The 19,772-nt window shown below is 62.0% G+C and carries 17 protein-coding genes and 1 riboswitch; of the genes, 8 read left to right on the top strand and 9 right to left on the bottom strand.

All coding sequences use genetic code 11. The features are described 5' to 3' along the window. Positions 1-203: 203 nt before the first annotated feature. Positions 204-1,244: a L,D-transpeptidase gene (locus K7R21_RS01760; protein ID WP_224981556.1), complete on the top strand. Its 1,041-nt coding sequence runs from the start codon at positions 204-206 to the stop codon at positions 1,242-1,244. Here the strand turns inward: K7R21_RS01760 and K7R21_RS01755 are convergent. Both K7R21_RS01755 and K7R21_RS01750 read right to left on the bottom strand, forming a co-directional pair. Next, positions 1,232-1,423 (bottom strand): ferredoxin, encoded by a 192-nt coding sequence (locus K7R21_RS01755; RefSeq protein WP_183346885.1) that lies wholly within the window; start codon positions 1,421-1,423, stop codon positions 1,232-1,234. The genes K7R21_RS01760 and K7R21_RS01755 overlap by 13 nt on opposite strands. 38 nt (positions 1,424-1,461) lie before the next feature. Continuing rightward, positions 1,462-1,806, bottom strand: coding sequence for a YtxH domain-containing protein (locus K7R21_RS01750; RefSeq protein WP_224981555.1), 345 nt, complete (start codon positions 1,804-1,806; stop codon positions 1,462-1,464). A 378-nt stretch (positions 1,807-2,184) separates the two neighbouring features. Between K7R21_RS01750 and K7R21_RS01745 the strand changes: the two genes are divergently transcribed. The 5 genes from K7R21_RS01745 (at position 2,185) to K7R21_RS01725 (ending at position 8,220) form a co-directional block, all read left to right on the top strand. Then, positions 2,185-3,246, top strand: a complete 1,062-nt coding sequence (locus K7R21_RS01745; protein ID WP_224981553.1) for a hypothetical protein — start codon at positions 2,185-2,187, stop codon at positions 3,244-3,246. Positions 3,247-3,249: 3 nt separating this feature from the next. Beyond that, positions 3,250-4,422 (top strand): vWA domain-containing protein, encoded by a 1,173-nt coding sequence (locus K7R21_RS01740; protein WP_224981551.1) that lies wholly within the window; start codon positions 3,250-3,252, stop codon positions 4,420-4,422. 5 nt (positions 4,423-4,427) lie between these two features. Beyond that, on the top strand, positions 4,428-4,838 hold the full coding sequence (locus tag K7R21_RS01735; RefSeq protein ID WP_224981550.1) for a hypothetical protein: 411 nt from the start codon (positions 4,428-4,430) through the stop codon (positions 4,836-4,838). A 186-nt stretch (positions 4,839-5,024) separates the two neighbouring features. Further along, positions 5,025-5,885: a substrate-binding domain-containing protein gene (locus K7R21_RS01730; RefSeq protein WP_224981548.1), complete on the top strand. Its 861-nt coding sequence runs from the start codon at positions 5,025-5,027 to the stop codon at positions 5,883-5,885. A gap of 37 nt (positions 5,886-5,922) precedes the next feature. Beyond that, positions 5,923-8,220 carry an ATP-binding protein gene (locus K7R21_RS01725; protein ID WP_224981546.1) on the top strand — a complete coding sequence of 766 codons (2,298 nt, stop codon included), beginning with the start codon at positions 5,923-5,925 and terminating at the stop codon, positions 8,218-8,220. Here K7R21_RS01725 and K7R21_RS01720 read toward each other — a convergent pair. From K7R21_RS01720 to moaA, 7 genes are all read right to left on the bottom strand, one after another. Further along, positions 8,204-9,544 carry a radical SAM/SPASM family putative metalloenzyme maturase gene (locus tag K7R21_RS01720; protein WP_224981545.1) on the bottom strand — a complete coding sequence of 447 codons (1,341 nt, stop codon included), beginning with the start codon at positions 9,542-9,544 and terminating at the stop codon, positions 8,204-8,206. The genes K7R21_RS01725 and K7R21_RS01720 overlap by 17 nt on opposite strands. 230 nt (positions 9,545-9,774) lie before the next feature. Beyond that, the gene (locus tag K7R21_RS01715; RefSeq protein WP_224981544.1) at positions 9,775-11,745 is read right to left on the bottom strand and encodes a (Fe-S)-binding protein; all 1,971 of its coding nucleotides are present in this window, start codon (positions 11,743-11,745) and stop codon (positions 9,775-9,777) included. Between the two features lie 218 nt (positions 11,746-11,963). Beyond that, positions 11,964-13,313, bottom strand: a complete 1,350-nt coding sequence (locus K7R21_RS01710) for an electron transfer flavoprotein subunit alpha (protein WP_224981543.1) — start codon at positions 13,311-13,313, stop codon at positions 11,964-11,966. Between the two features lie 81 nt (positions 13,314-13,394). Beyond that, complete coding sequence (locus K7R21_RS01705; protein ID WP_224981542.1) at positions 13,395-14,207, bottom strand: electron transfer flavoprotein subunit beta/FixA family protein; 813 nt, start codon at positions 14,205-14,207, stop codon at positions 13,395-13,397. A 136-nt stretch (positions 14,208-14,343) separates the two neighbouring features. After that, positions 14,344-14,517 (bottom strand): hypothetical protein, encoded by a 174-nt coding sequence (locus K7R21_RS01700; RefSeq protein ID WP_183349134.1) that lies wholly within the window; start codon positions 14,515-14,517, stop codon positions 14,344-14,346. Positions 14,518-14,560: 43 nt separating this feature from the next. After that, positions 14,561-14,992, bottom strand: a complete 432-nt coding sequence (locus K7R21_RS01695) for an MOSC domain-containing protein (protein ID WP_224981541.1) — start codon at positions 14,990-14,992, stop codon at positions 14,561-14,563. A 77-nt stretch (positions 14,993-15,069) separates the two neighbouring features. Beyond that, positions 15,070-16,050: a GTP 3',8-cyclase MoaA gene (moaA, locus tag K7R21_RS01690; protein ID WP_224981540.1), complete on the bottom strand. Its 981-nt coding sequence runs from the start codon at positions 16,048-16,050 to the stop codon at positions 15,070-15,072. A gap of 490 nt (positions 16,051-16,540) precedes the next feature. Between moaA and K7R21_RS01685 the strand changes: the two genes are divergently transcribed. Together K7R21_RS01685 and K7R21_RS01680 are read left to right on the top strand one after the other, a co-directional pair. Beyond that, positions 16,541-17,704 (top strand): iron-containing alcohol dehydrogenase, encoded by a 1,164-nt coding sequence (locus tag K7R21_RS01685; protein WP_224981539.1) that lies wholly within the window; start codon positions 16,541-16,543, stop codon positions 17,702-17,704. A gap of 122 nt (positions 17,705-17,826) precedes the next feature. Then, positions 17,827-17,948: riboswitch (molybdenum cofactor riboswitch) on the top strand. 39 nt (positions 17,949-17,987) lie between these two features. Then, a complete protein-coding gene (locus K7R21_RS01680; RefSeq protein ID WP_224981537.1) occupies positions 17,988-19,718 on the top strand; it encodes an aldehyde ferredoxin oxidoreductase family protein in 1,731 nt (576 codons plus the stop codon). Positions 19,719-19,772: the final 54 nt, after the last annotated feature.

Genomic DNA, 19,772 nt, shown 5'->3' with positions numbered 1-19,772 from the left:
ATCGATACATAAATTAGAAAATTTCAATCAAAAGAGTATAGCGGCCGCACCGGGAAAAAAAAGTACCTTTTCACATCGAAGGGTTCCGGGACCAAGACAGGTCGCTGCTTTCATTGACACCATTTTTTGGATGTTAATCTATTTTAATATCTCATTGAAAAACTGCAGAGAGGATGCTGATTAGGAGCGAGGCGAGGAGCAATATGGAAAGGCTCGGCACGATAGTGGTCCTCATTGCAGCGCTGTTGCTGGTGAACCCGGCCGCCGCCCCAGCGAAACAAAAGTCGTTGTGCGAGATCAGCTATCCGAGCGACTCGCGCATCCAGTGGAGTTGCCGCAAGCTTACCTGGAGCGACACGCCGCAGAGGCTCTTCGGCGCCTACTGGCACGACGTGCTGCGCTTCAACCGGATGGACCGGCGCCATTTCGTGGGGGGACGTTCCATCAAGGTCCCCAGGAACCTGGCCCAGGTGAAGAATTTCAACCCCATGCCGCTCACCTACGCGCCGGGGGCGCGGGAGCCAAAACTGATTCTGGTAGACCAGACCGAGATGTTCCTCGGAGCCTACCAGTACGGCAAGCTGCTCTTTTCCTCCCCCATCGCGCTGGGGGTGCAGGGGATGATGGTCCCCAACGGCACCTTCCGGGTCGACGCCGCCGACCGCAGTCACCAGTCCAACGAATACCGGGTAGAGGAGATCGGCCGTCCCTACCCAATGCACTACGCGCTCAGGTTCTGGGTGGACAAGAGCAAGGACGAGGAGCCATCCTACTGGATCCACGGCCGGGACCTCCCCGGCTATCCCGCCTCGCACGGCTGCATTGGCCTTTACGACGAGGAGATGCAGTACGATTACTACCGGAAGTACGACCGCAAGGTGAACAAGAAGCACTACCACGAGTTGACCAAGCCCTTCCTGGAGGACGCCAAGGCGCTGTACCAGTGGGCGATAGATCCGCGCACGGATCCGGGGGGCTTTCACAAGGTGAAGAACGGCCCGCTGGTGGTGATCATGGGGCGTCCGCCGCGGCCGGACGCATGGCCGCAGCTAAAGCCCCCTCTCCCCCCGGGAGAGGGCTGGGGTGAGGGCATTGCCACTGGCACGATGACGCCAGCCGGCGGCACCCTCACCCGCCCTCCGGGCACCCTCTCCCGGAGGGAGAGGGAACTAAAAACAAAAAGGCCGCGCCCGGAAGGGGCGCGGCCTTTTTTGCGGCGGTGGCAGGGATCTCAGCGCCAGTGAATACAGCTCACCGGGCAGACGTCGATGGCGTTCCGTTGGATCTCGTCTTCGGAGGCGCCGGCGGGGTCATAGGCTTCCGCCTTGCCGTTATCGGCAAACCGGAACACTTCCGGCACGTTGTCGGTGCAAAGACCGCAGCTGATGCAGACGTCTTGGTCAACCCAGGGTTCTTTTGCCATGGTAATACCTCCAGTTTGGATTGTGAAAGCGTCGAGCGCTAGATGCTGTCGGCAAGCCTCTTCCTTTGTTCTTCCAGTTTCTCCTGGGCCTTCTCCAGCGCGGCCAAGAGCATCTTCTTAGACTCTTTGGTGAGACCTTCCTTTTCCTTGAGGAAATCGGAGGCGCGATCGCTGGCGCGGTCCACGAAATCGGAAACGGTCTCAGCGAAGTCGGTCACGGCCTCGTTGGCCTTGCCGCTCATTTCCTCGGCCAGCGACGTCAAGTACTTCCGCGTCTTTTTCCCGGCCTGGGGAGCCAGCAAAAGCGCAAGACCCGCTCCGATCAGGCCGCCCACTACCAGTTTCACCATGCCCCCCCCTTCGCAGCAATCTTTATGTCCCATACCGTCTCCTCCGTCCGCTGGTTTTGACAACAGCGGTAATACTACCAACAAAATGAACTTCGTCCAATTTTAGTAAGAGTGGGTTATTCGTGCTGACACCGACGGCAAAATCCCCCCTGTCCCCCCTTCGCAAAAGGGGGGAACCCTGGGTCGTCTGCAAAGCTTCGTGGGATGCGTAAGCTGGTTCCGAGTGCTCTTCAGATGATGCCGGTGGACTCCAGGCTTGTTGGCCATCAGTGCTGCATGTGCCCTCACGTCCCCCCCTTGTGAAAGGGGGACAGGGGGGATTTGCAGTGGTGATTTTCTGCATGGCCAATGATTCTAATTTTGTGTAAGATGGCGGATCGACACAGTAACAACGGCAAGAAAGGGCGCGACATGAACGTTGAACAGATGAAGATCGTGGTGAAGGAGATCCTCTCCAAGACCGACCTCACTCCCTGCGTGGTGGGACACCGCGGCGTGGGCAAGAGCGCGGGCATCCTGCAGGCCTGCCGCGAACTGGACCGGCGCTACGTCTCGCTGCGCCTGGGGCAGATGGAGGTGGGCGACCTGGTCGGCATCCCGTTCCGAAGCGGCGATGTCATGCAGTGGTCGCGCCCCTCCTGGCTCCCCGGCGACGAGGACGCGCCCACCGTGATCCACTGCGACGAATTGAACCGCGCCCAGCAAGAGGACACCCTGCAGGCGATCTTCCAGTTCGTGGAGCCCCCCGCCGAGGGAATGCTGCGCGCCATCCACACCCATACCCTGTCCCGCAGCCACAAGGTGGTGGTCAGCATCAACCCGCCCGACGGCAGCTACCAGGTGGCGACACTGGACCGCGCCCTCGTCGACCGCATGGTGATGCTCTTCGTGGAGACCGATTACCAGTGCTGGGCCCGCTATGCACAGAAGCGGGAATTCGCCGGCGAGGTGCGCCAGTTCCTGGCCGGCAACCATGGCTTTCTCGCCAAGCAGGGGATGCCGATGGAGATGCAGGTCGAGCCGAGCGAGCGAGCCTGGGAGATGGTCAGCGTCCTCAAGAAGAACTGCCGTTTCCCGGCCGAACTGGAGATGGAGGTCTATTCCGGCATCGTAGGCAAGGAGGCGGCCATCGCCTTCATGCGCTGGCTCTCCGACCGGAAAGGAAGGCCGGTAACGGCGGACGAGGTGCTGAACGACTGGGCGGCCGTGGCCGGACGGGCCGAGGCGCAGCGTGACGACGTGCAGGCGGCCACCATCAACGACCTCTCCGCCCTGCTCCAGGTATCTCCGGAACTCACCGAGGAGCAGGAGGATAACCTGGTCGCCTACATCGCCGTCCTGCCGCGCGATCTCCGCTTCGGTTTCGTGAAGTCGCTCTTGAAGATCCCGGAAGTGGCCCTGCTGCTGGTGAAGGACAAGCACGACGCAGTCATCTTCGACGCCATACAGGCGATCAGCCAGCAGGCCGGGTAAGCCGTGTCCCCCGGCATGCTGCAAAACGCCGTGGTGCGCCTTTTAAAGGAGCGCCCCTTCTACGGCCACTTCCTGCTCAACCTGCGCCGCGAGGAGCGCCCATTGTCCGGCAAGGCGGCCGGCGTCACCATCCGCAACGGTACCCCGACGCTCGCCGTCGATCCCGCCTCCTTCGCCCTCCTTACCGCGGTCGAGCAGCAGGCGCTGCTCGAGCACATGGTGAAGCACCTGTTGCACCTGCACATGCTGCGCGGCAAGGGGAAGAACTCGCACGACTGGGACCTGTGCTGCGATCTCGCCATCAACCCGGACACGCCGGGGCTCCCGGAAGACGCCATCTACCCGGCCCAGTTCGACCTTCCCGACGGCCTTGCCGCCGAGGAGTACTATCGCCTCCTGGTGCGCCCCTTCGACGTCGGCAACCTGGCGGGGAGCGGCTTCGGCGACGAGGCGCAGGAGGTCGAGGGAGCCTCGGGCGCCGGGAAGGAGCCGGCCGGGGCCTCCACGCTGGACGATCACGCCATCTGGAACGACGCCGACAGCACGCCGCTGCCGCTCGCCGAGGAGATGCTGCGCGCGGTAACCCGGGAGAGCCTGCGCGGCAGCGACGGCGAGGCGCCCGCAGAGGTGAGGGCCGTGGTGGATGCGCTCTTGCGCCCCTCCCCCATCCCCTGGCGCCAGGTACTGCGGCAGTTCGTGGCCACCGCAGGTCGGATCGGCAAGAAGAGTACCTGGATGCGCGAGCACCGCCGCTTCGAGCACGACACGCCGGGATCGCGCAAGCGCCACCGCCTGACGCTGCTGGTGGGGATCGACGTGAGCGATTCCACTAACATCGTGGAACTGCGCGAGGCGTTCGCGCGTGAACTGGTGCAGATCGCCCGGGGCCGCGACGCCGCCATTACCGTGCTCTACGCCAACAGCCGCATCCAGCACGTCGAGGCCTTCAAGGGCACCGCCTTCGTGCCGGAGCGCTACGACGGCGGCGGCTTCACCGACCTGCGCCCCGTATTCGAGTACGCCAAGACCATGCACCCCATGCCCGCCGCGGTCATCTATCTCACCGACGGCATCGGCCCCGTGCCGGAGTGCATGGAGTTGCCGACCCTGTGGGTCCTGACCGCCGAAGGGGAGAAACCGGCCCCCTGGGGCATCGAACTGAGACTGGAGGTTTAAACGATATGGAACAGACGACATCGGCGCCGATGACCGCCGAATCGGTGGGGGAGATATTGAGGGAGGCGGGCGCGCAGGTGATGGTGCGCTCCGGGCGCAGCGAGAACTACAGCGCCCCCAGGGAGTTCTCCTTTGAGGTTAAGGCGATCTTCGACAACGGCATGGCCCTCCACGTGGTGGCGCGCCAGTTCAACTACCGCGACCCGTGGGAGGCCGAGGGGAGGATAAACGATCACGTCGACGTGATGCTCCTGCGCGACGGCGCGCTCACGCCGCTCCCCAAGGGGTACCCCTATTTCCAGGGTATCGATGAGGAGTGCGGCCTGGACGAGGCCATGCTGCGCGAAGTGATCGACTGCGTGCGCAAGGTGAACCCCAAGCTGTACCTGTTGCAGGAGATGACCGGGGACCTCTAAGGTCTTGAGATTGGTTGAAAAAATCAGCTACTCGCATTGCTTACTTAAGTAGTACTGTTAAACTTCCTACAATGTGTATGAAGTCGCATAGGTTCTGTCATAGCTGGAGCCGTATTGACTAGGAGCGCGACTCCATGTCCATCGCAGTGAGCGCCAGGTTCAATTGAAGATCGCAGGAGGCACGTGATGAAAGGATTGGTAATCATTGCCGCCATGGTCTCCGCTCTATTGAGTGCAGGCGTGACAGCATCATCTGCGGAAGACTTGAAGTTCGGCGTCGCGGCCATGATTTCGCCGCAGGAAACGATCAAGTATTACCAGCAGATCATCGACTACGTCGGCAAGAAACTAGGACGACCGGTCGAAATGGTGCAAAAGCACAGCTACGACGAGACCGACAAGCTGCTGGAGCGGGGTGAGCTGAAAGTCGCCTTCGTCTGCTCCGGCCCGTATGTCGTCGACAAGGAGAAGTTCGGCGCCGAACTCCTGGTAGCCCCCCAGTCCTACGGCGAACCGTTTTACTACGCCTACATCATCGCCCACCGCAACAGCACTATCAGCGACCTCTCCCAGCTCAAAGGGAAAAGCTTCGCCTTCACCGATCCCAAGTCCAACACCGGCAGACTCGTCCCCGCCTACATGATTGGTAAAAGGTTCAACACGACACCCGAGAAGTTCTTCGGCAGGATTATCTATACCAAGACCCATGATAAGGCTATCGAAGCCGTGGCCAAGAAAATCGTCGATGGCGCCAGCGTCGACAGCCTGATCTACAACTACGCGGCCAGCAAGGATCCCCGTTTCACCAGCCAGACCAAGGTCATCGCGAAGTCCCCCCGCTATGGCATTCCGCCCATCGTAACCCGCAAGGACCTCGACCCGGCCCTGAAAGCGCGCCTGCGCGATATCTTCCTGAACATGCACAAGGACCCGGCAGGAAAGGCGATTCTGGCAGGGATCAAGGTGGATCGCTTCGTCGTCCCCAAGGACTCCGATTACGACTCGGTGAGGGAGATGGAGAAGTGGCTCAGGATGAATATCAAGTAGGGAGCCGCCACCACGGGGAAGGCAGGAATCAATGGGCATGTGGCACATCAAAAACATGAGCCTGCAGCGAAGGTTTTTCCTCCTTTCCTTCAGCATCATCCTCATTTTTTCCATCGCGGTAACGGCGACGTTGTTCGTCGCCCAGAAGAACAAGCTGGAACTTTCCATCGAGAACAAGGGCAAGGCCTTCGCGGAGTACATCGCCTCGGTCTGCACGGACGCGCTGATACTGCAAGATACCTTGCAGCTGGACGCCCTGGTCGCCGTGGTACATGACGACGAGGTTGTCTACGTCGTCATCGAGGACGCGGACGGCACCGCGCTCACGACGGCCACTGCCAGCCTCAAGGGACATCACCCACTGCTGGCGAGGCACCTGCAGCACCTCCCCTCCGACGCGCCCCTCAGCACCATTATCAACTCCCTGAGGCAGGACACATACATCATGGAGCTGTCGCAGGGGGTCAGAGTCGACTCGGCTCAACTCGGCACCGTGCGCATCGGGCTCAGCCGACAAAATATCCACGCGCAACTGCTGCGCCAGGCCACCATCATCCTGATGGGCATGCTGTTCATGTCCCTCACCCTCGCCATCACCCTCAACCTTGCCGCCAACCGTTTGGTCCTGCGCCCAGTCAGCGAACTGGCCCAGGTGGCCAACCAGCTATCGGCTGGGAACATGGCTGCCAGGGTGAAGTCTACGTCCGTCGCCGAAATCGAAACGGTATGCAGGAGCTTCAACCTGATGGCGCAGCGCCTGGAGCGCGACATCACGGAGCTCAAGCAGGCCGAGGCTGACGTGCGGCTGGCCCAGGAGTCGCAGGAAGCGATCCTCAATTCCATGCCCGACCTGATGTTCCGGACCGACCGGGACGGGGTCATCGTCGAATTTCACTCCTCACAGATAGGCTTGCTGTACCTCCCCCCGGAGCAGTTCATGGGAAAGAGGATTGCCGAGATCTTGCCTGAAGAACCGACACGGGTGATCATGGAGGCCCTGGCAGAAGCGGAGAAAACCGGCACACACAGGGGCGCCGTGTATTCCCTCCCGATGCCGCAAGGAGAGCTGTGGTTCGAGCTTGCGGTCACCGCGATGGGGAATCCATGCACCGGGTTCATACTGCTGGTCCGCGACATCACCCAGCGCAAGCGGTTGGAGGAAGAGCAACAGCAGCTCGAAAAACAGCTGCTGCACGCCCAGAAGCTGGAAAGCCTCGGGGTGCTGGCCGGGGGCATTGCCCACGACTTCAACAACATCCTCATGGCCATCATGGGCAATGCCGAACTGGCCCTGATGCGCATCAACAAGGAATCGCCGGCGATAGGGAACCTGCGCAGCATAGAGCAGGCCTCAGCCCGGGCCGCCGACCTGGCGGCACAGATGCTCGCCTATTCCGGCAAGGGGAAGTTCATTATCGAAAGCCTGGACCTCAATCGTCTGTTGCAAGAGATGCTGCACATGCTCGAGGTTTCCATCTCCAAGAAGGCTCAGCTCAGCTTCAATCTCGCCCGGTCGCTCCCGCACATCGAGGGCGACGCGACCCAGATCCGCCAGGTCGTCATGAACCTGGTCATTAACGCCTCCGAAGCGTTGGGAGAGCGCAACGGGACCATCTCGGTAAAAACCGGTAGCATGGAGTGCGACAGCAGTTACCTGAAGAACGTCTGGCAGAACGAGGAGCTTGCAGAGGGGCAGTATGTTTATCTGGAGATAGCAGACACCGGCTGTGGCATGGACAAGGAAACGCTGACGAGGATGTTCGACCCCTTTTTCACCACCAAGTTTACCGGTCGCGGTCTGGGGATGGCGGCGGTACTTGGGATCATCAGGGGGCACAACGGAGCCCTCGTCGTGGAAAGCGAGCCGGGCGTAGGGACTACCATCAAGATACTTATCCCGGCGGGCGAGCAGCCCCAGTCCGATTTACACCAGCCCCCCTCCCCGCCCGAGCCGGAGGATTGGGAAGGGACCGGATACGTACTTCTTGTCGACGATGAGGAGACGGTGCGCAACATTGGCGCCGAGATGCTCAGGGAACTTGGTTTCTCCCCGATGACCGCCAGCGAGGGGTGGGAAGCTCTGGAACTGTACAAGTCCGTCCCCGGCATCCGGTTGGTGATCCTGGACCTGACCATGCCGCACATGGATGGTGACCAGTGCCTGAGCGAGCTGAAAAAGATCGACCCCAACGTGCAGGTGGTCATGTCCAGCGGTTACAGCGAACTCGAGCTGCAGCGGAAATTTTCCGGCCAGCACGTCGCGGGGTTCATCCAGAAACCCTACACACTATCGGCGCTCAGAAACGTTTTGAAAGAGGTCAGTCCAGGCACCTGAAGACCCCGGAACTCCACAGGCAGCTGCCGCAGGGCTCAGTGTTGACGTAGCAGTCCTGGTCGAAGCGCTCGGCCTGGACCAGGTCGCAGGGCGAGGTGTTGCACTCGGCGCAGGACGGGTAGTCGTGGCGCACCACGTTCTCCCGGTAGCGGCGGAATGCCGGGCTGTTCCAGATGTCCAAAATACCGCGATCCTTCACGTTGCCGAACACCCACGGGTACACCGGGTGCTGCCAGCCGTTGGCGTAGGAGCGGCAGCTGTGCCAGAGGTGGTAGCAGGGATGCATGCCGCCGTCCCAGGAAATGAAAGCGCTCCCCTTCTCCACGAAGCTGCAACCACGCTTCTCGCGCCGGGCGATCTCCGGCAGCCTCAGGTCAATCCCGGTCCGGCGCGCCACCTGCGCCGCCTCCTCGAAAATCCCCTGGCTTTCATGGATCTGCGACATGTCCATGGCGAACAGCCGCTTCAGGTCCAGCGTGATGCCGCGCTGGTTCGCATCCGCCTTCATCGCCGCCACGAAATCGATGACCCGCCGCTCCTGCTCGGACTTGTGATAGCTCCACAGGATCTCGAAATAACGGCTGATGTCGACCCCCTTCAGGTCCGCCTTGCTCTTCCAGCTCTGGTACAGGGTGATGGCCTCGTCGCTGCAGAGGTCGTAGCTGCACTGCTCGAGGTGCGGTTCGTCGAACGGGTGCAGGTGGGAGACCAACGCAAAGCTGACCCCGAACTCGGCCGCCCAGGAGAGCGCCGCGGGGAGCTGCGCCAGGTTATCCCGCATCACCACGAACTCGACGCCGATCTCCATGTCGGGGCGGTGGCAGGCGGACTTGGCGGCGCCCAGCGCGTTCAGGGCGTGCTCCAGGTCCACCAGCTGGCTCCCCGAGCGGATGGAGCTGAAGGTGGTAGCGTCCACGCCGTCCATGGAGAGGCAAACCCGGTCCACGCCCGCGTTCAAGAGCGACACGGCGCGCAGGTGCGAGAGGAGCAGGCCGTTACTCTGGAAGCCGATCCAGCTTCCTGCCGGCATCAGCTTCTTGGCCCGGCTGATGAAGTGTTCAAGCCGCGTGTTCAAGAGCGGCTCGCCGACGCCGTTGAGCACCAGCGCCTCCACGTTGGGGAGCGCCGGTTCCAGTTCGCTGAATGTGGCGAGGTCGAGGTCACCGTCCTTGGCCCGGCTGCCGTCCCCGTTCTGCTTCATGCACATGACGCAGTTCAGGTTGCAGCGGCTGGTGGTTTCCACGAACAGCTTGGAAGGGTACTCACGAAAGGCCGGCTCGTTGGCAGGCATGAATTCAGACAGCGCCGCTGCGTTGCTTTGCATCCGTTGATCCTCTTGGTCCGCTGCTCCCCCCGCCCCCCGGAGGGGTCCGACCGGGGAGGTGCCGCCCGCGTCAAGACGTCCCGTCCGGCCCTCCGGGGGGCGAGAGTTTCGGTGGAGCCGGTCCCGGCCCCCTTTATGGTTACGTTCTTTCGGAGTGGAAAGTCGCCCCCTGGTTCCCCCTCCTCTCGCGGGAGGGGGCTAGGGGGTGGGGCAAGGCGCCTTGTTTCACGCTAGCCTTTTAAACCTTCTGCCACCAACTCCGCGATGTCCTTCACGGTGGTGCCGCCGCTGGAACGATCCTTCAGCCCGTCTTCCATCATGGTCATGCAGTAGGGGCAGGTGGTGCAGATGGTACTGGGATTCCCCTCCAGCGCCTCGCTGACCCGGTTCAGGTTGATCCGCTCGCCCAGGTGCTCTTCCATCCACATGCGCCCGCCGCCGGCGCCGCAGCAGAAGGAGTTCTCGCGGTTACGCTCCATCTCAGCCGGCGCAGTGCCGGTCGCCTGCGCGATGACCGTGCGCGGCGCCTCGTAGACGCCGTTGTGGCGTCCCAGGTAGCAGGAATCGTGGAAGACGATGTTGCCGCCCTTCTTGGCATGGTGGTCGAGCTTCAGTTTCCCCTGGGCCAGCAGCGATTCGATGAACTCCGCGTGCGGTATCACCTCCAGCTCCAGGCCGTACTGACGGTAATCGTTCTTCAGCGTGGTGAAGCAGTGCGGGCACTGGGTGACCACCTTGGTGACTCCCTTTTCCTGGAACTGCGCCACGTTTTCCCGTGCCATCTTGTCGAAGAGGTACTCGTTGCCGAGCCGGCGCAGGCTGTCGCCGCAGCACTTCTCCTCCTTGCCGAAGATGCCGTAGGAGACGCCCGCCGCCTCCATGATCCTGGTCATGGCCAGGGTGACCTGCTTGCTGCGCGAATCGAAGGAGCCGGCGCACCCCACGAAGTAGAGGTACTCGGTCTTGCCCGCCTCGAACTGCTGCACCTCTCGTCCGCCGGCCCACTTGCCGCGCTCGCCCGGCGCGATGCCCCACGGGTTGGAGCGCTGCTCCATGTTCTCGAAGAGGTTCAGGAGCTCTTCCGGAAAGTCCGCTTCCATCTGCACCAGGTGCCGGCGCATCTTGGTGATCTTCGGCATCTGCTCGATGAAGACCGGGCAGGCGGCAAGACAGGCGCCGCAGCTGGTGCAGGACCAGAGGGCGTCGGGCTTGATGCTCCCTTCGGCGTCGCCGATGACCGGCACGGCCGGCTCACCGCCGCGCTGCACAAGGCCGCCGTTAGCGAGCAGGTTCACCTTGATGTCGTGCATGACCAGGCGCGGGTTGAGCGGCTTACCGGTGCTGGCGGCCGGGCAGGACTTCTCGCAGCGGCCGCACTCGGTGCAGGAGAAGGAGTCGAAGAGGTCCTTCCAGGTAAAGCGGTCGATGCTCCCGGCACCGTACACGTTCCCCTCGACGAACTCCTCGCGCGGTTGCGTGTTGGGCGTATCGAGCCCCTTGAAGAAGCAGTTCGGGATCGCCGCCAGAATGTGCATGTGCTTGCTGTAGGGGAGGTAGTTCAGGAAGAACAGGAGCACGCCGGCGTGCAGCCACCAGCAGATCTGCGCCAGGCTTTCCAGGGTGTACGGCCCCTGCCCCGCTAACAGTGACGCAAGGGCAGACGAAATAGGCATCGCCTGCGCCGCGGGTTCCTGCCCCAGGGCGATTTCCGCCGCGTGCAGGCCGAAGTAGGCCAGCATCAGGGTCCCGATCATGGAAAGGATGGCGAAGGCCTCGCCGGTGCGGGCTCCCTCATAAGGAGGAGCCACCGCCCTTCTCACCAAGGCAACCACGATTGCCGCGAGGGCGCAGAGCGAAACCACATCGAAGGCAATCAGCAGCGGCTGGTACAGCGCCATCGGCAGGATCCGCGACAGCTTCGCCGCCGGGACCACGCCCGCCACCAGGAATTCGGTATTGGCGACGGCCAGGATCAGGAACGACCAGAAGATGAAGAGATGGTTGATGCCGAAGGGACGGCTGACCACGCGCTTCTGGAGGAAGGCGAACAGGAACATCCCCTGCAGCCTTTCCTGCAGACTGGAGCAGCGGTCCTCGGCGGCGCCAACGCCGACCAGGCTGAAGCGGCGGTAGCAGCTCCAGGCGAAGATCAGTCCCGCGGCCGCCAGAAGGGGTGTGAAGATCATAGGATCAGGTTGCATATACATGTCCTTGTAAATGTTTTGTCAGCGGTAGCGTTCACACCCTTTAGATCGTGCGACGTCCACTTCCCCTCGCCCTTTGGGAGAGGGCCAGAGTGAGGGCGGTGCCTCAACCCCACGTCGACGCATTTCCACGGCAAGCCGTGCCCTCACCCCTACCCTCTCCCGAAGGGCGAGGGAGAGTTTCTGCAAGCTGGTTGAGGCGGGAGAAGCCGTCTCTACGCCGCCTTGCTGTCCTTGACCTCGGCCGGCCCCTTGCTCGTCTTCATCTCGCGCAAGGCGGTGGTGAGGGCCGGGACCACTTCGAACAGGTCGCCCACGATGCCGTAGTTGGCCACCTCGAAGATCGGGGCCTCCTTATCGCGGTTAATGGCGACGATCAGGTCGGAATCCTGCATCCCCACCAGGTGCTGGATGGCGCCGGAGATGCCGCAGGCGATGTAGATCTTGGGACGCACGGTCTTGCCGGTCTGCCCGACTTGGCGGTCGCCCGGCATCCAGCCCGCATCGACCGCGCTACGCGAGGCACCCACGACACCGCCCAGCTCGTCGGCCAGTTCCTGCAGTATGGCGAAGTTCTCTTTGGCCATCATGCCGCGCCCGCCGGAGACGATGAACTCGGCGCCGGCAATGTCGACATCACCCGCCTTCTTGTCTCGGATCACCTGGAGCACCTTGGTGAAAATGTCCGCCTCGGAGATGGGGAGGCTGACCGGGACGATCTTGCCGGTGCGCCCCGACATCTGCGCCGGCATCGGCATCACGTGGGAGCGTACCGTCGCCATCTGGGGGCGGAACCGGTCGCACATGATGGTCGCCATGATGTTGCCGCCGAAGGCCGGCCGGGTCTGCATCAGGTTCCTTTTGGCATCGATGTCCAGCCCGGTACAGTCCGCGGTGAGGCCGGTCTTGACGCGGGTCGCCACGGCGCCGGCCAGGTCGCGCCCCATGCCCGTTGCGCCCATGAGGACGATCTCCGGCTTGTACTTGTCGATCAGGTGGCACAGGGCGTCCAGGTACGGGTAGGTGCGGTAGTGCTTGAGCACCGGCTGATCCATGAGGTAGGCCTTGTTCGCGCCGTAGCTGAAGGCTTCGCGGCACAGATGCTCCACCTGGTCGCCCATGACCACCGCGCACAGTTCCACGCCCAGCTTGGCCGCGAGCTCCTGTCCCTTGCCCATCAGTTCCCAGGAAACGCGGGCCGCCTCACCTTCGGTCTGTTCCACGAAAACCCAGACCCCGCGGTAAGCCGCCACCAGTTCGCGGCGCGCCAGTTCTTCCGGGTCCGCGTCCTCTTCCGCCAGGTCCTGCTGTCCGGCCAATTGCGCCAGGATCTCCAGTTCCTCCGGTGAATAGAAGATCTCCAGGGCCGAACCCGGGCAGGCCTTCACGCACTTAAGGCAGCCGATGCACTTGGAGAGTTCGATTTGCGGTTCGCCCGCGTCGCTCATCTGGATGCCGTCCACTGGGCAGCTGCTCTGGCAGCGCGCGCCACAGGCGATGCACTTCCCCTCTATGAGCCGAACCTTCCCGCGCGGCTTTTTCAGTTTAGTTTTAGCTTCAGCCATCTTTCCCCCGCTCCTAGTCACGTCCATCAGGTCCACCGGGGCCACCGGTGTCCGCTCAGTCCACAAAGGTTTTGGTGACGCCTACACCGCCAGCATGTCGCTGGCAACCAGCTTCTCCAGCAACAGCCGGGCGGTGCCCGCCGGGTCGCCCAGGCCGTCGCCGATGATCTCGCCCGCCGCGCGTTGCGGCGAGAAGATCCTGCTCACCCAGGTGGGCGAGCCCTTCAGGCCGACGCTGTTCGGGTCCAGCTGGAGTTCCTTATTGTCCCAGACCTTGACCTCCGCCTTGGCAGCCTTGAGCCGCATGGGGACTGTCGGGTAGCGCGGGCGGTTCAGTTCGCGCACCACCGTGATCATCGCCGGCAGCTTCGCCTCCACGATCTCGTAGCGACCTTCCAGCTTGCGCCGGACCCGGATCTTCTTGGCAAGAAAGTCGAGGTGCTCGATCCGGTCCACCAGGGTAAGCTGCGAGAATCCGAGGCGGATGGCGATGCCCGGGCCGACCTGGGCCGTATCGCCGTCGATGGTCTGTTTGCCGCAGAAGACGATGCCCACCTCGTCCTCCTGGGCTAGTTTCCTGATCGCCGCCGCCAGCACGTTGCTGGTGGAAAGCGTGTCTGCGCCGCCGAAGGCGCGGTCCGAGCAGAGGATCGCCTCGTCCACCCCGAGGGCCAGCGCCTTACGGAGGGTCGCCTCCGTGTTGGGCGGCCCCATCGAGAGTGCGGCCGCCTTGAAGCCGTAGCGGGCCTTCATGCGCAGGCTTTCCTCGACGGCGTGGGTGTCGTAAGGGTTGACGATGAAGGGAATGCCATCGCGCACCAGCGTATTAGTGACCGGGTCGATCTGCACCTGGGTTGTATCCGGCACCTGTTTAATGCAAGCCACTACGTACATGTAAATTCCTTTCCTTCCGCAAGCAGTTTCGAACTCTCAGCCAACTCTCCGTCCAGCGTTTAACCTGCCTTCAGCCACAGCCCACTCGTGTCCACCACGTCCACCTGGTTCCACATAGGTTTTGGTGGCTTCTGGCTTAGTGGCTAGCCCTGGAAAGCTCCCACTGCTCCCTGAACAGTGCGAACGCCTCGCGCATGATGAAGGAAGCCTTCTTCCCCCTCTTGTCCATCAGCTTCTGGATTGCGTCACGCTCGTCGTCGCTCATACGGATTGAGATGATGTTCACTTTTTTCTGGCTTCTGTCCTTCATGACTTCTTCTCCCCTTCTTTTTGGTCCTGAAAATATGCTGCGTTTAGAGCAGCTCGATCTCATCGTCGGGGCGTACCACCCCGCCGCTAATCACAGTCGCGAAGACACCTTCCTTGGGCATGACACAGTCGCCGGCCTGGTAGTAGATGGCGCAGCGGGTGTGGCAGACCTTCCCGATCTGGGAGATCTCCAGCACCGCCGGACCGATGCCGAGCCGGGTACCGACGGGGAGGTGCATGAGGTCAATGCCCCGGGTGGTGATGTTTTCGGCAAAGTCCCCGGCGCCGACCGACAGCCCTAGTTGCACCATCTTGTCTATGCTCTCCTGGGCGAGCAGGCTCACCTGACGATGCCAGTCCCCCGCGTGCCCATCACCGATGATGCCGAAGTTCTCCCGCAGGTGTACCTCCGGCGCCGCCTTCTTCCTCTCGCCTTTGTTGCGGCTTATGTTGACCGCCACTACCGATGCGCTCATTGCTTCCTCCGTGTTAAGGGGGGGCACCTGCGGAACCAGTCCCCTGGCAGCCTTTCGCCAGCCCCTAGCCCCTGCCTTTAACCGCCAATCCTCGACATATTGACCACCGCCTGTTCAGATCCTTCCTCGGCGATATGGTGCCTACCCGGCTTCTGGGTCACGATGCTGCGCAGGGTCTGCCGCAGCGCCTCGGGGTCCTCGCTGGCCAGGAGCGGCTTCAGCTCCGTGCCCTGTTCCGAGAAGAGGCAGCCGCGCACCCGGCCGGTCGCCGTGATCCTGATCCGGTTGCAGCTCTCGCAGAAGTGGCCGGAGACCGGGGTGATGATCCCGATGGCACCCGCCGCCCCCTGTATCTTGTAGTTCCTGGCCGGCCCCGCCATCTCCGAACTGACCAGAGGCAGCAGCGGATACCGCTCGCCGATAGTGGAGAGGATCTCGCTCCCCGGCATGCTCTGGGCGCCCCACTCCTCGTCCTGAAGGGTCGGCATGTACTCTATAAAGCGAACCGTGAACGGCTTCTCCAGGGTCAGCGCCGCGAAGTCCAAGATCTCGTGATCGTTCACCCCGCGCATCACCACCATGTTGATCTTGAGCGGACCGAAGCCAGCCTTCTGTGCCGCATCGATCCCGGCCAGCACCCGGTTCAGGTCCGCACCCCGGGTAACCCGGGCGAAGGTTTCCGGCTGCAGGGAGTCGAGGCTGATGTTGAGCCTGGCGACCCCGGCATCCTTGAGCGGCTGGGCCAACTCTTCCAGCAGCAGTCCATTGGTGGTCAGCACGAGTTCCTTCAGACCCGGCAGCGCCGAAAGGCGTCCCAGGAAATCGACCAGCCCCTTCCGTACCAGCGGCTCCCCGCCGGTTACCCTGATCTTCTCTATCCCCTGCTCCACGCACGCGGCGGAGACGCGGTACAGCTCCTCGTAGCTCAGCATCTCTTTATGCCCGAGCTTCGCCACCCCCTGCGCCGGCATGCAGTAGCAGCAGCGCATGTTGCAGCGGTCGGTGACCGAGAGTCTTAAGTAGTTGATCCGCCTGCCGTAGGTATCGATCAGTGCCATGCCTTACTCCCTTCGGAAACACGCCTCGCCGTATACAAAGGCAATATCGATACCAATTGTCCCGATTCGGAGCAAAAAGGGAGATCAGCCACTAATGAGGGAGCAACTAAGCTGGTGAATACATGGGAAACGAACCGATTTTTGTCTTCTTGAATTCAACATACAGGCGGGGAGTGTGACGACGGTTGGCACAGCAAAACGTGCGTTCCACAAAAGAGCAAACGTTCCATTGTGGAACGTTGCAACTGTTCGATTTGAGGACGCAACTTCGGAGGGGATAGTGGAGGCAGCAAACACAGCGCTGGTTAAGTATACGGTATCCTGTGAATATTATTCAGTATCCCGAAAAATTGTGTTTACAGCAAATTCTGGTACGCCCCTTGCGATAGCGTAGAAAACCGTTTTAGGAAAGTGTATGCAGCACGGCACCACCTTCTTAAAAACAAAAAGAACCGGGTCCAGCCCGGAAAAACAACAGGGGGAATTGAAAATGGCATTAGGAGAGCAGACTTACGGTTTCTACATCCCGACGGTATCACTGATGGGCATCGGCTCCGCTAAAGAGACCGGCGACCAGGTTAAGGCACTGGGCGCTTCCAAGGCGCTGATCGTCACTGACAAGGGCCTCTCGGCCATGGGCGTTGCTGACAAGATCAAGGAGCAGGTAGAAGCTACCGGCGTAAAAGCCATCATCTTCGACGGCGCTGAGCCCAACCCGACCGACACCAACGTGCACGACGGCGTGAAGGTGTACCAGGACAACGGCTGCGACGCCATCATCTCCCTGGGCGGCGGTTCCTCCCATGACTGTGCCAAAGGTGTAGGCCTGGTCATCGGCAACGGCGGCCACATCCGCGACTTCGAAGGCATCAACAAGTCCACCAAACCGATGCCGCCGTTCGTCGCCATCAACACCACCGCAGGCACCGCTTCCGAGATGACCCGCTTCTGCATCATCACCAACACCGACACCCACGTGAAGATGGCTATCGTCGACTGGCGCTGCACTCCGAACATCGCCATCAACGATCCGCTGCTCATGGTCGGCAAGCCGGCAGCCCTGACCGCTGCAACCGGCATGGACGCCCTGACCCACGCTGTCGAGGCTTACGTCTCCACCATCGCTACCCCGATCACCGACGCATGCGCCATCAAGGCCATCGAACTGATCGCCACCTACCTCTCCAAGGCTGTCGCTAACGGCGAAGACCTCGAGGCACGTGACAAGATGGCTTACGCCGAGTACCTGGCCGGCATGGCGTTCAACAACGCGTCCCTGGGCTACGTCCACTCCATGGCTCACCAGCTGGGCGGCTTCTACAACCTGCCGCACGGCGTCTGCAACGCCATCCTGCTGCCGGCCGTCAGCCAGTACAACCTGATCGCCTGCCCGGAGCGTTTCGCTCACATCGCCAAGGCTCTCGGCGAGAACGTCGACGGTCTGTCCGTGACCGAAGCTGGCCAGAAAGCCATCGACAGGATCCGCAGCCTCTCCGCTTCCATCGGCATCCCGACCGGCCTCAAGGCCCTCAATGTCAAGGAAGAGGACCTGGCCATCATGGCAGAAAACGCGAAGAAGGACGCTTGCCAGTTCACCAACCCGCGCAAAGCGACCCTCGAGCAGGTCATCCAGATCTTCAAGGACGCAATGTAATACCGTAGTAGCATGATCCCCTCCCCCCCGGGGGAGGGGCAAGTTGAAACCGCCTGCGGGCCCGACCGGCGCGCAGGCCCGAGCACATGCAAGAGATGCGTAAGCGGTGTCGGGTCAGTCACGCATCAAAAAATCTCCGAGCCGTCGCAGCCTAAAAGGGAACTTCCCTCATGGCTCCAGGCCAACGGGTTTCGCTGGAAACGGCGGAGCCTCCCTCTTGGAAAGGAGTCCCGGCGGTCAGCACTGCCGGTAGAACTAAACAAAAACAGGGAGCTTGAAAAGCATGGATAAGATTTTTCGCGTCAACATGACCGACCTCACCACCAAGATCGAAGAAGTTCCGGCAGCATGGGCAGGCCTGGGTGGCCGTGGCCTCACCTCCACCATCGTGGCCGCCGAAGTACCGCCGACCTGCCACGCACTTTCCGCCGACAACAAGCTGGTTTTCGCACCGGGCCTGCTGACCGGCACCGCTGCAGCGAACTCGGGCCGTCTCTCCGCAGGCGCCAAGAGCCCGCTCACCGGCGGCATCAAGGAGTCCAACGCAGGTGGCACCGCGGCACAGATGCTGGCTAAGCTCGGCATCAAGGCCATCATCATCGAAGGCGCACCGAAAACCGGCGCATGGTACAACCTGGCGGTGGGCGTGAACGGCGTCACCATCAACGAGGAGAAGGAACTGCTTGGCCTGGGTAACTTCGCCGTCATCGACGCGGTCGAGGCCCGCCTGGGCAAAAAGACCGGCGTCCTCACCATCGGCCCGGCCGGCGAACTGAAGATGACCGCCGCCAACATTTCCGTGAAGGACCCGGACAGCAAGATCCGCAGCCACGGCCGTGGCGGCCTGGGCGCAGTCATGGGCTCCAAGCAGATCAAGTTCATCTCCATCGACGGCGAAGGCGCGAAACCCGTGACCATCGCGGATCCGGAGAAATTCAAAACCGCAGCAAGGGCGTTCTCCAAGGCGCTTCTCGACCACCCGGTCTCCGGCGAAGGTCTCCCGACCTACGGCACCAACGTCCTCGTCAACATCCTCAACGAAGCTGGCGGCCTGCCGACCAAGAACTTCACCACCGGTCAGTTTGAAGGGCACGACAAGATCTCCGGCGAGACCATGCACGACACCATCGTGGCGCGCGGCGGCAAACCCAAACATGGTTGCCATGCCGGCTGCATCATCCAGTGCTCGCAGGTCTATCACGACAAGGACGGCAAGTACGTCACCTCCGGCTTCGAGTACGAGACCATCTGGGGCCTGGGCGCCGACTGCTGCATCGACAACCTGGACGACATCGCCCGCGCCGACAACCTGATGGACGACATCGGGATCGACTCCATCGAAACCGCCGTCATGTTCGGCGTGGCCATGGAAGCCGGCATCCTCAAGTGGGGCGACTCCAAGGAAATGCTCCGCCTGCTGACCGACGAAATCGCCAAGGGCACCGCTTTGGGCCGCGTCCTGGGTGGCGGCGCAGGCTCCGTCGGCCGCACCTACGGTGTGACTCGCGTACCCGTGGTCAAGAACCAGGGCATCCCGGCGTACGACCCGCGCTCCGTCAAGGGCATCGGCATCACCTACGCCACCTCCACCATGGGCGCCGACCACACCTCCGGCTACACCATCGCCACCAACATCCTGAACGTCGGCGGCTACGTCGATCCGCTCAAGAAGGACGGTCAGGTCGAGCTCTCCCGTGCCCTGCAGATCGCTACCGCCGCGGTTGACTCCACCGGTATGTGCATCTTCGTTGCCTTCCCGGCGCTGGACATTCCGGAGTGCCTCCCGGCCCTGATCGACATGATCAACGCCCGCTTCGGCATCGCCCTCACCGGCGACGACGTCACCAACCTGGGCAAGTACATCCTGAAGACCGAGCGCGAGTTCAACCAGAAAGCCGGTCTCACCAACGTCCACGACCGTCTGCCGGACTTCTTCAAGACCGAGCCGGTCGCACCGCACAATGCGGTGTGGGACTTCACCGACGAGGAAATCGACGAGTTCTGGAACTTCTAGGAACTTTTCCTACGCCCGGCGTGACGGAAGTCACGCCGGGTTTTTCCGTTTGAG

The sequence above is a fragment of the Geomonas agri genome, assembly GCF_020179605.1.
In the GTDB taxonomy this organism is placed as follows: Bacteria; Desulfobacterota; Desulfuromonadia; order Geobacterales; family Geobacteraceae; genus Geomonas; species Geomonas agri.
This window is presented reverse-complemented; position numbering and strand designations above follow the sequence as displayed.

Excerpts from the sequence above, each read along its gene's own strand:
- K7R21_RS01680 (WP_224981537.1), top strand. The coding sequence starts at position 17,988 with ATGGATAAGATTTTTCGCGTCAACATGACCGACCTCACCACCAAGATC.
- K7R21_RS01760 (WP_224981556.1), top strand. The coding sequence starts at position 204 with ATGGAAAGGCTCGGCACGATAGTGGTCCTCATTGCAGCGCTGTTGCTG.
- K7R21_RS01685 (WP_224981539.1), top strand. The coding sequence starts at position 16,541 with ATGGCATTAGGAGAGCAGACTTACGGTTTCTACATCCCGACGGTATCA.
- K7R21_RS01750 (WP_224981555.1), bottom strand. The coding sequence starts at position 1,806 with ATGGGACATAAAGATTGCTGCGAAGGGGGGGGCATGGTGAAACTGGTA.
- K7R21_RS01695 (WP_224981541.1), bottom strand. The coding sequence starts at position 14,992 with ATGAGCGCATCGGTAGTGGCGGTCAACATAAGCCGCAACAAAGGCGAG.
- K7R21_RS01705 (WP_224981542.1), bottom strand. The coding sequence starts at position 14,207 with ATGTACGTAGTGGCTTGCATTAAACAGGTGCCGGATACAACCCAGGTG.
- K7R21_RS01745 (WP_224981553.1), top strand. The coding sequence starts at position 2,185 with ATGAACGTTGAACAGATGAAGATCGTGGTGAAGGAGATCCTCTCCAAG.
- K7R21_RS01735 (WP_224981550.1), top strand. The coding sequence starts at position 4,428 with ATGGAACAGACGACATCGGCGCCGATGACCGCCGAATCGGTGGGGGAG.
- K7R21_RS01755 (WP_183346885.1), bottom strand. The coding sequence starts at position 1,423 with ATGGCAAAAGAACCCTGGGTTGACCAAGACGTCTGCATCAGCTGCGGT.
- K7R21_RS01730 (WP_224981548.1), top strand. The coding sequence starts at position 5,025 with ATGAAAGGATTGGTAATCATTGCCGCCATGGTCTCCGCTCTATTGAGT.
- K7R21_RS01700 (WP_183349134.1), bottom strand. The coding sequence starts at position 14,517 with ATGAAGGACAGAAGCCAGAAAAAAGTGAACATCATCTCAATCCGTATG.
- moaA (WP_224981540.1), bottom strand. The coding sequence starts at position 16,050 with ATGGCACTGATCGATACCTACGGCAGGCGGATCAACTACTTAAGACTC.
- K7R21_RS01725 (WP_224981546.1), top strand. The coding sequence starts at position 5,923 with ATGTGGCACATCAAAAACATGAGCCTGCAGCGAAGGTTTTTCCTCCTT.
- K7R21_RS01715 (WP_224981544.1), bottom strand. The coding sequence starts at position 11,745 with ATGCAACCTGATCCTATGATCTTCACACCCCTTCTGGCGGCCGCGGGA.
- K7R21_RS01710 (WP_224981543.1), bottom strand. The coding sequence starts at position 13,313 with ATGGCTGAAGCTAAAACTAAACTGAAAAAGCCGCGCGGGAAGGTTCGG.
- K7R21_RS01720 (WP_224981545.1), bottom strand. The coding sequence starts at position 9,544 with ATGCAAAGCAACGCAGCGGCGCTGTCTGAATTCATGCCTGCCAACGAG.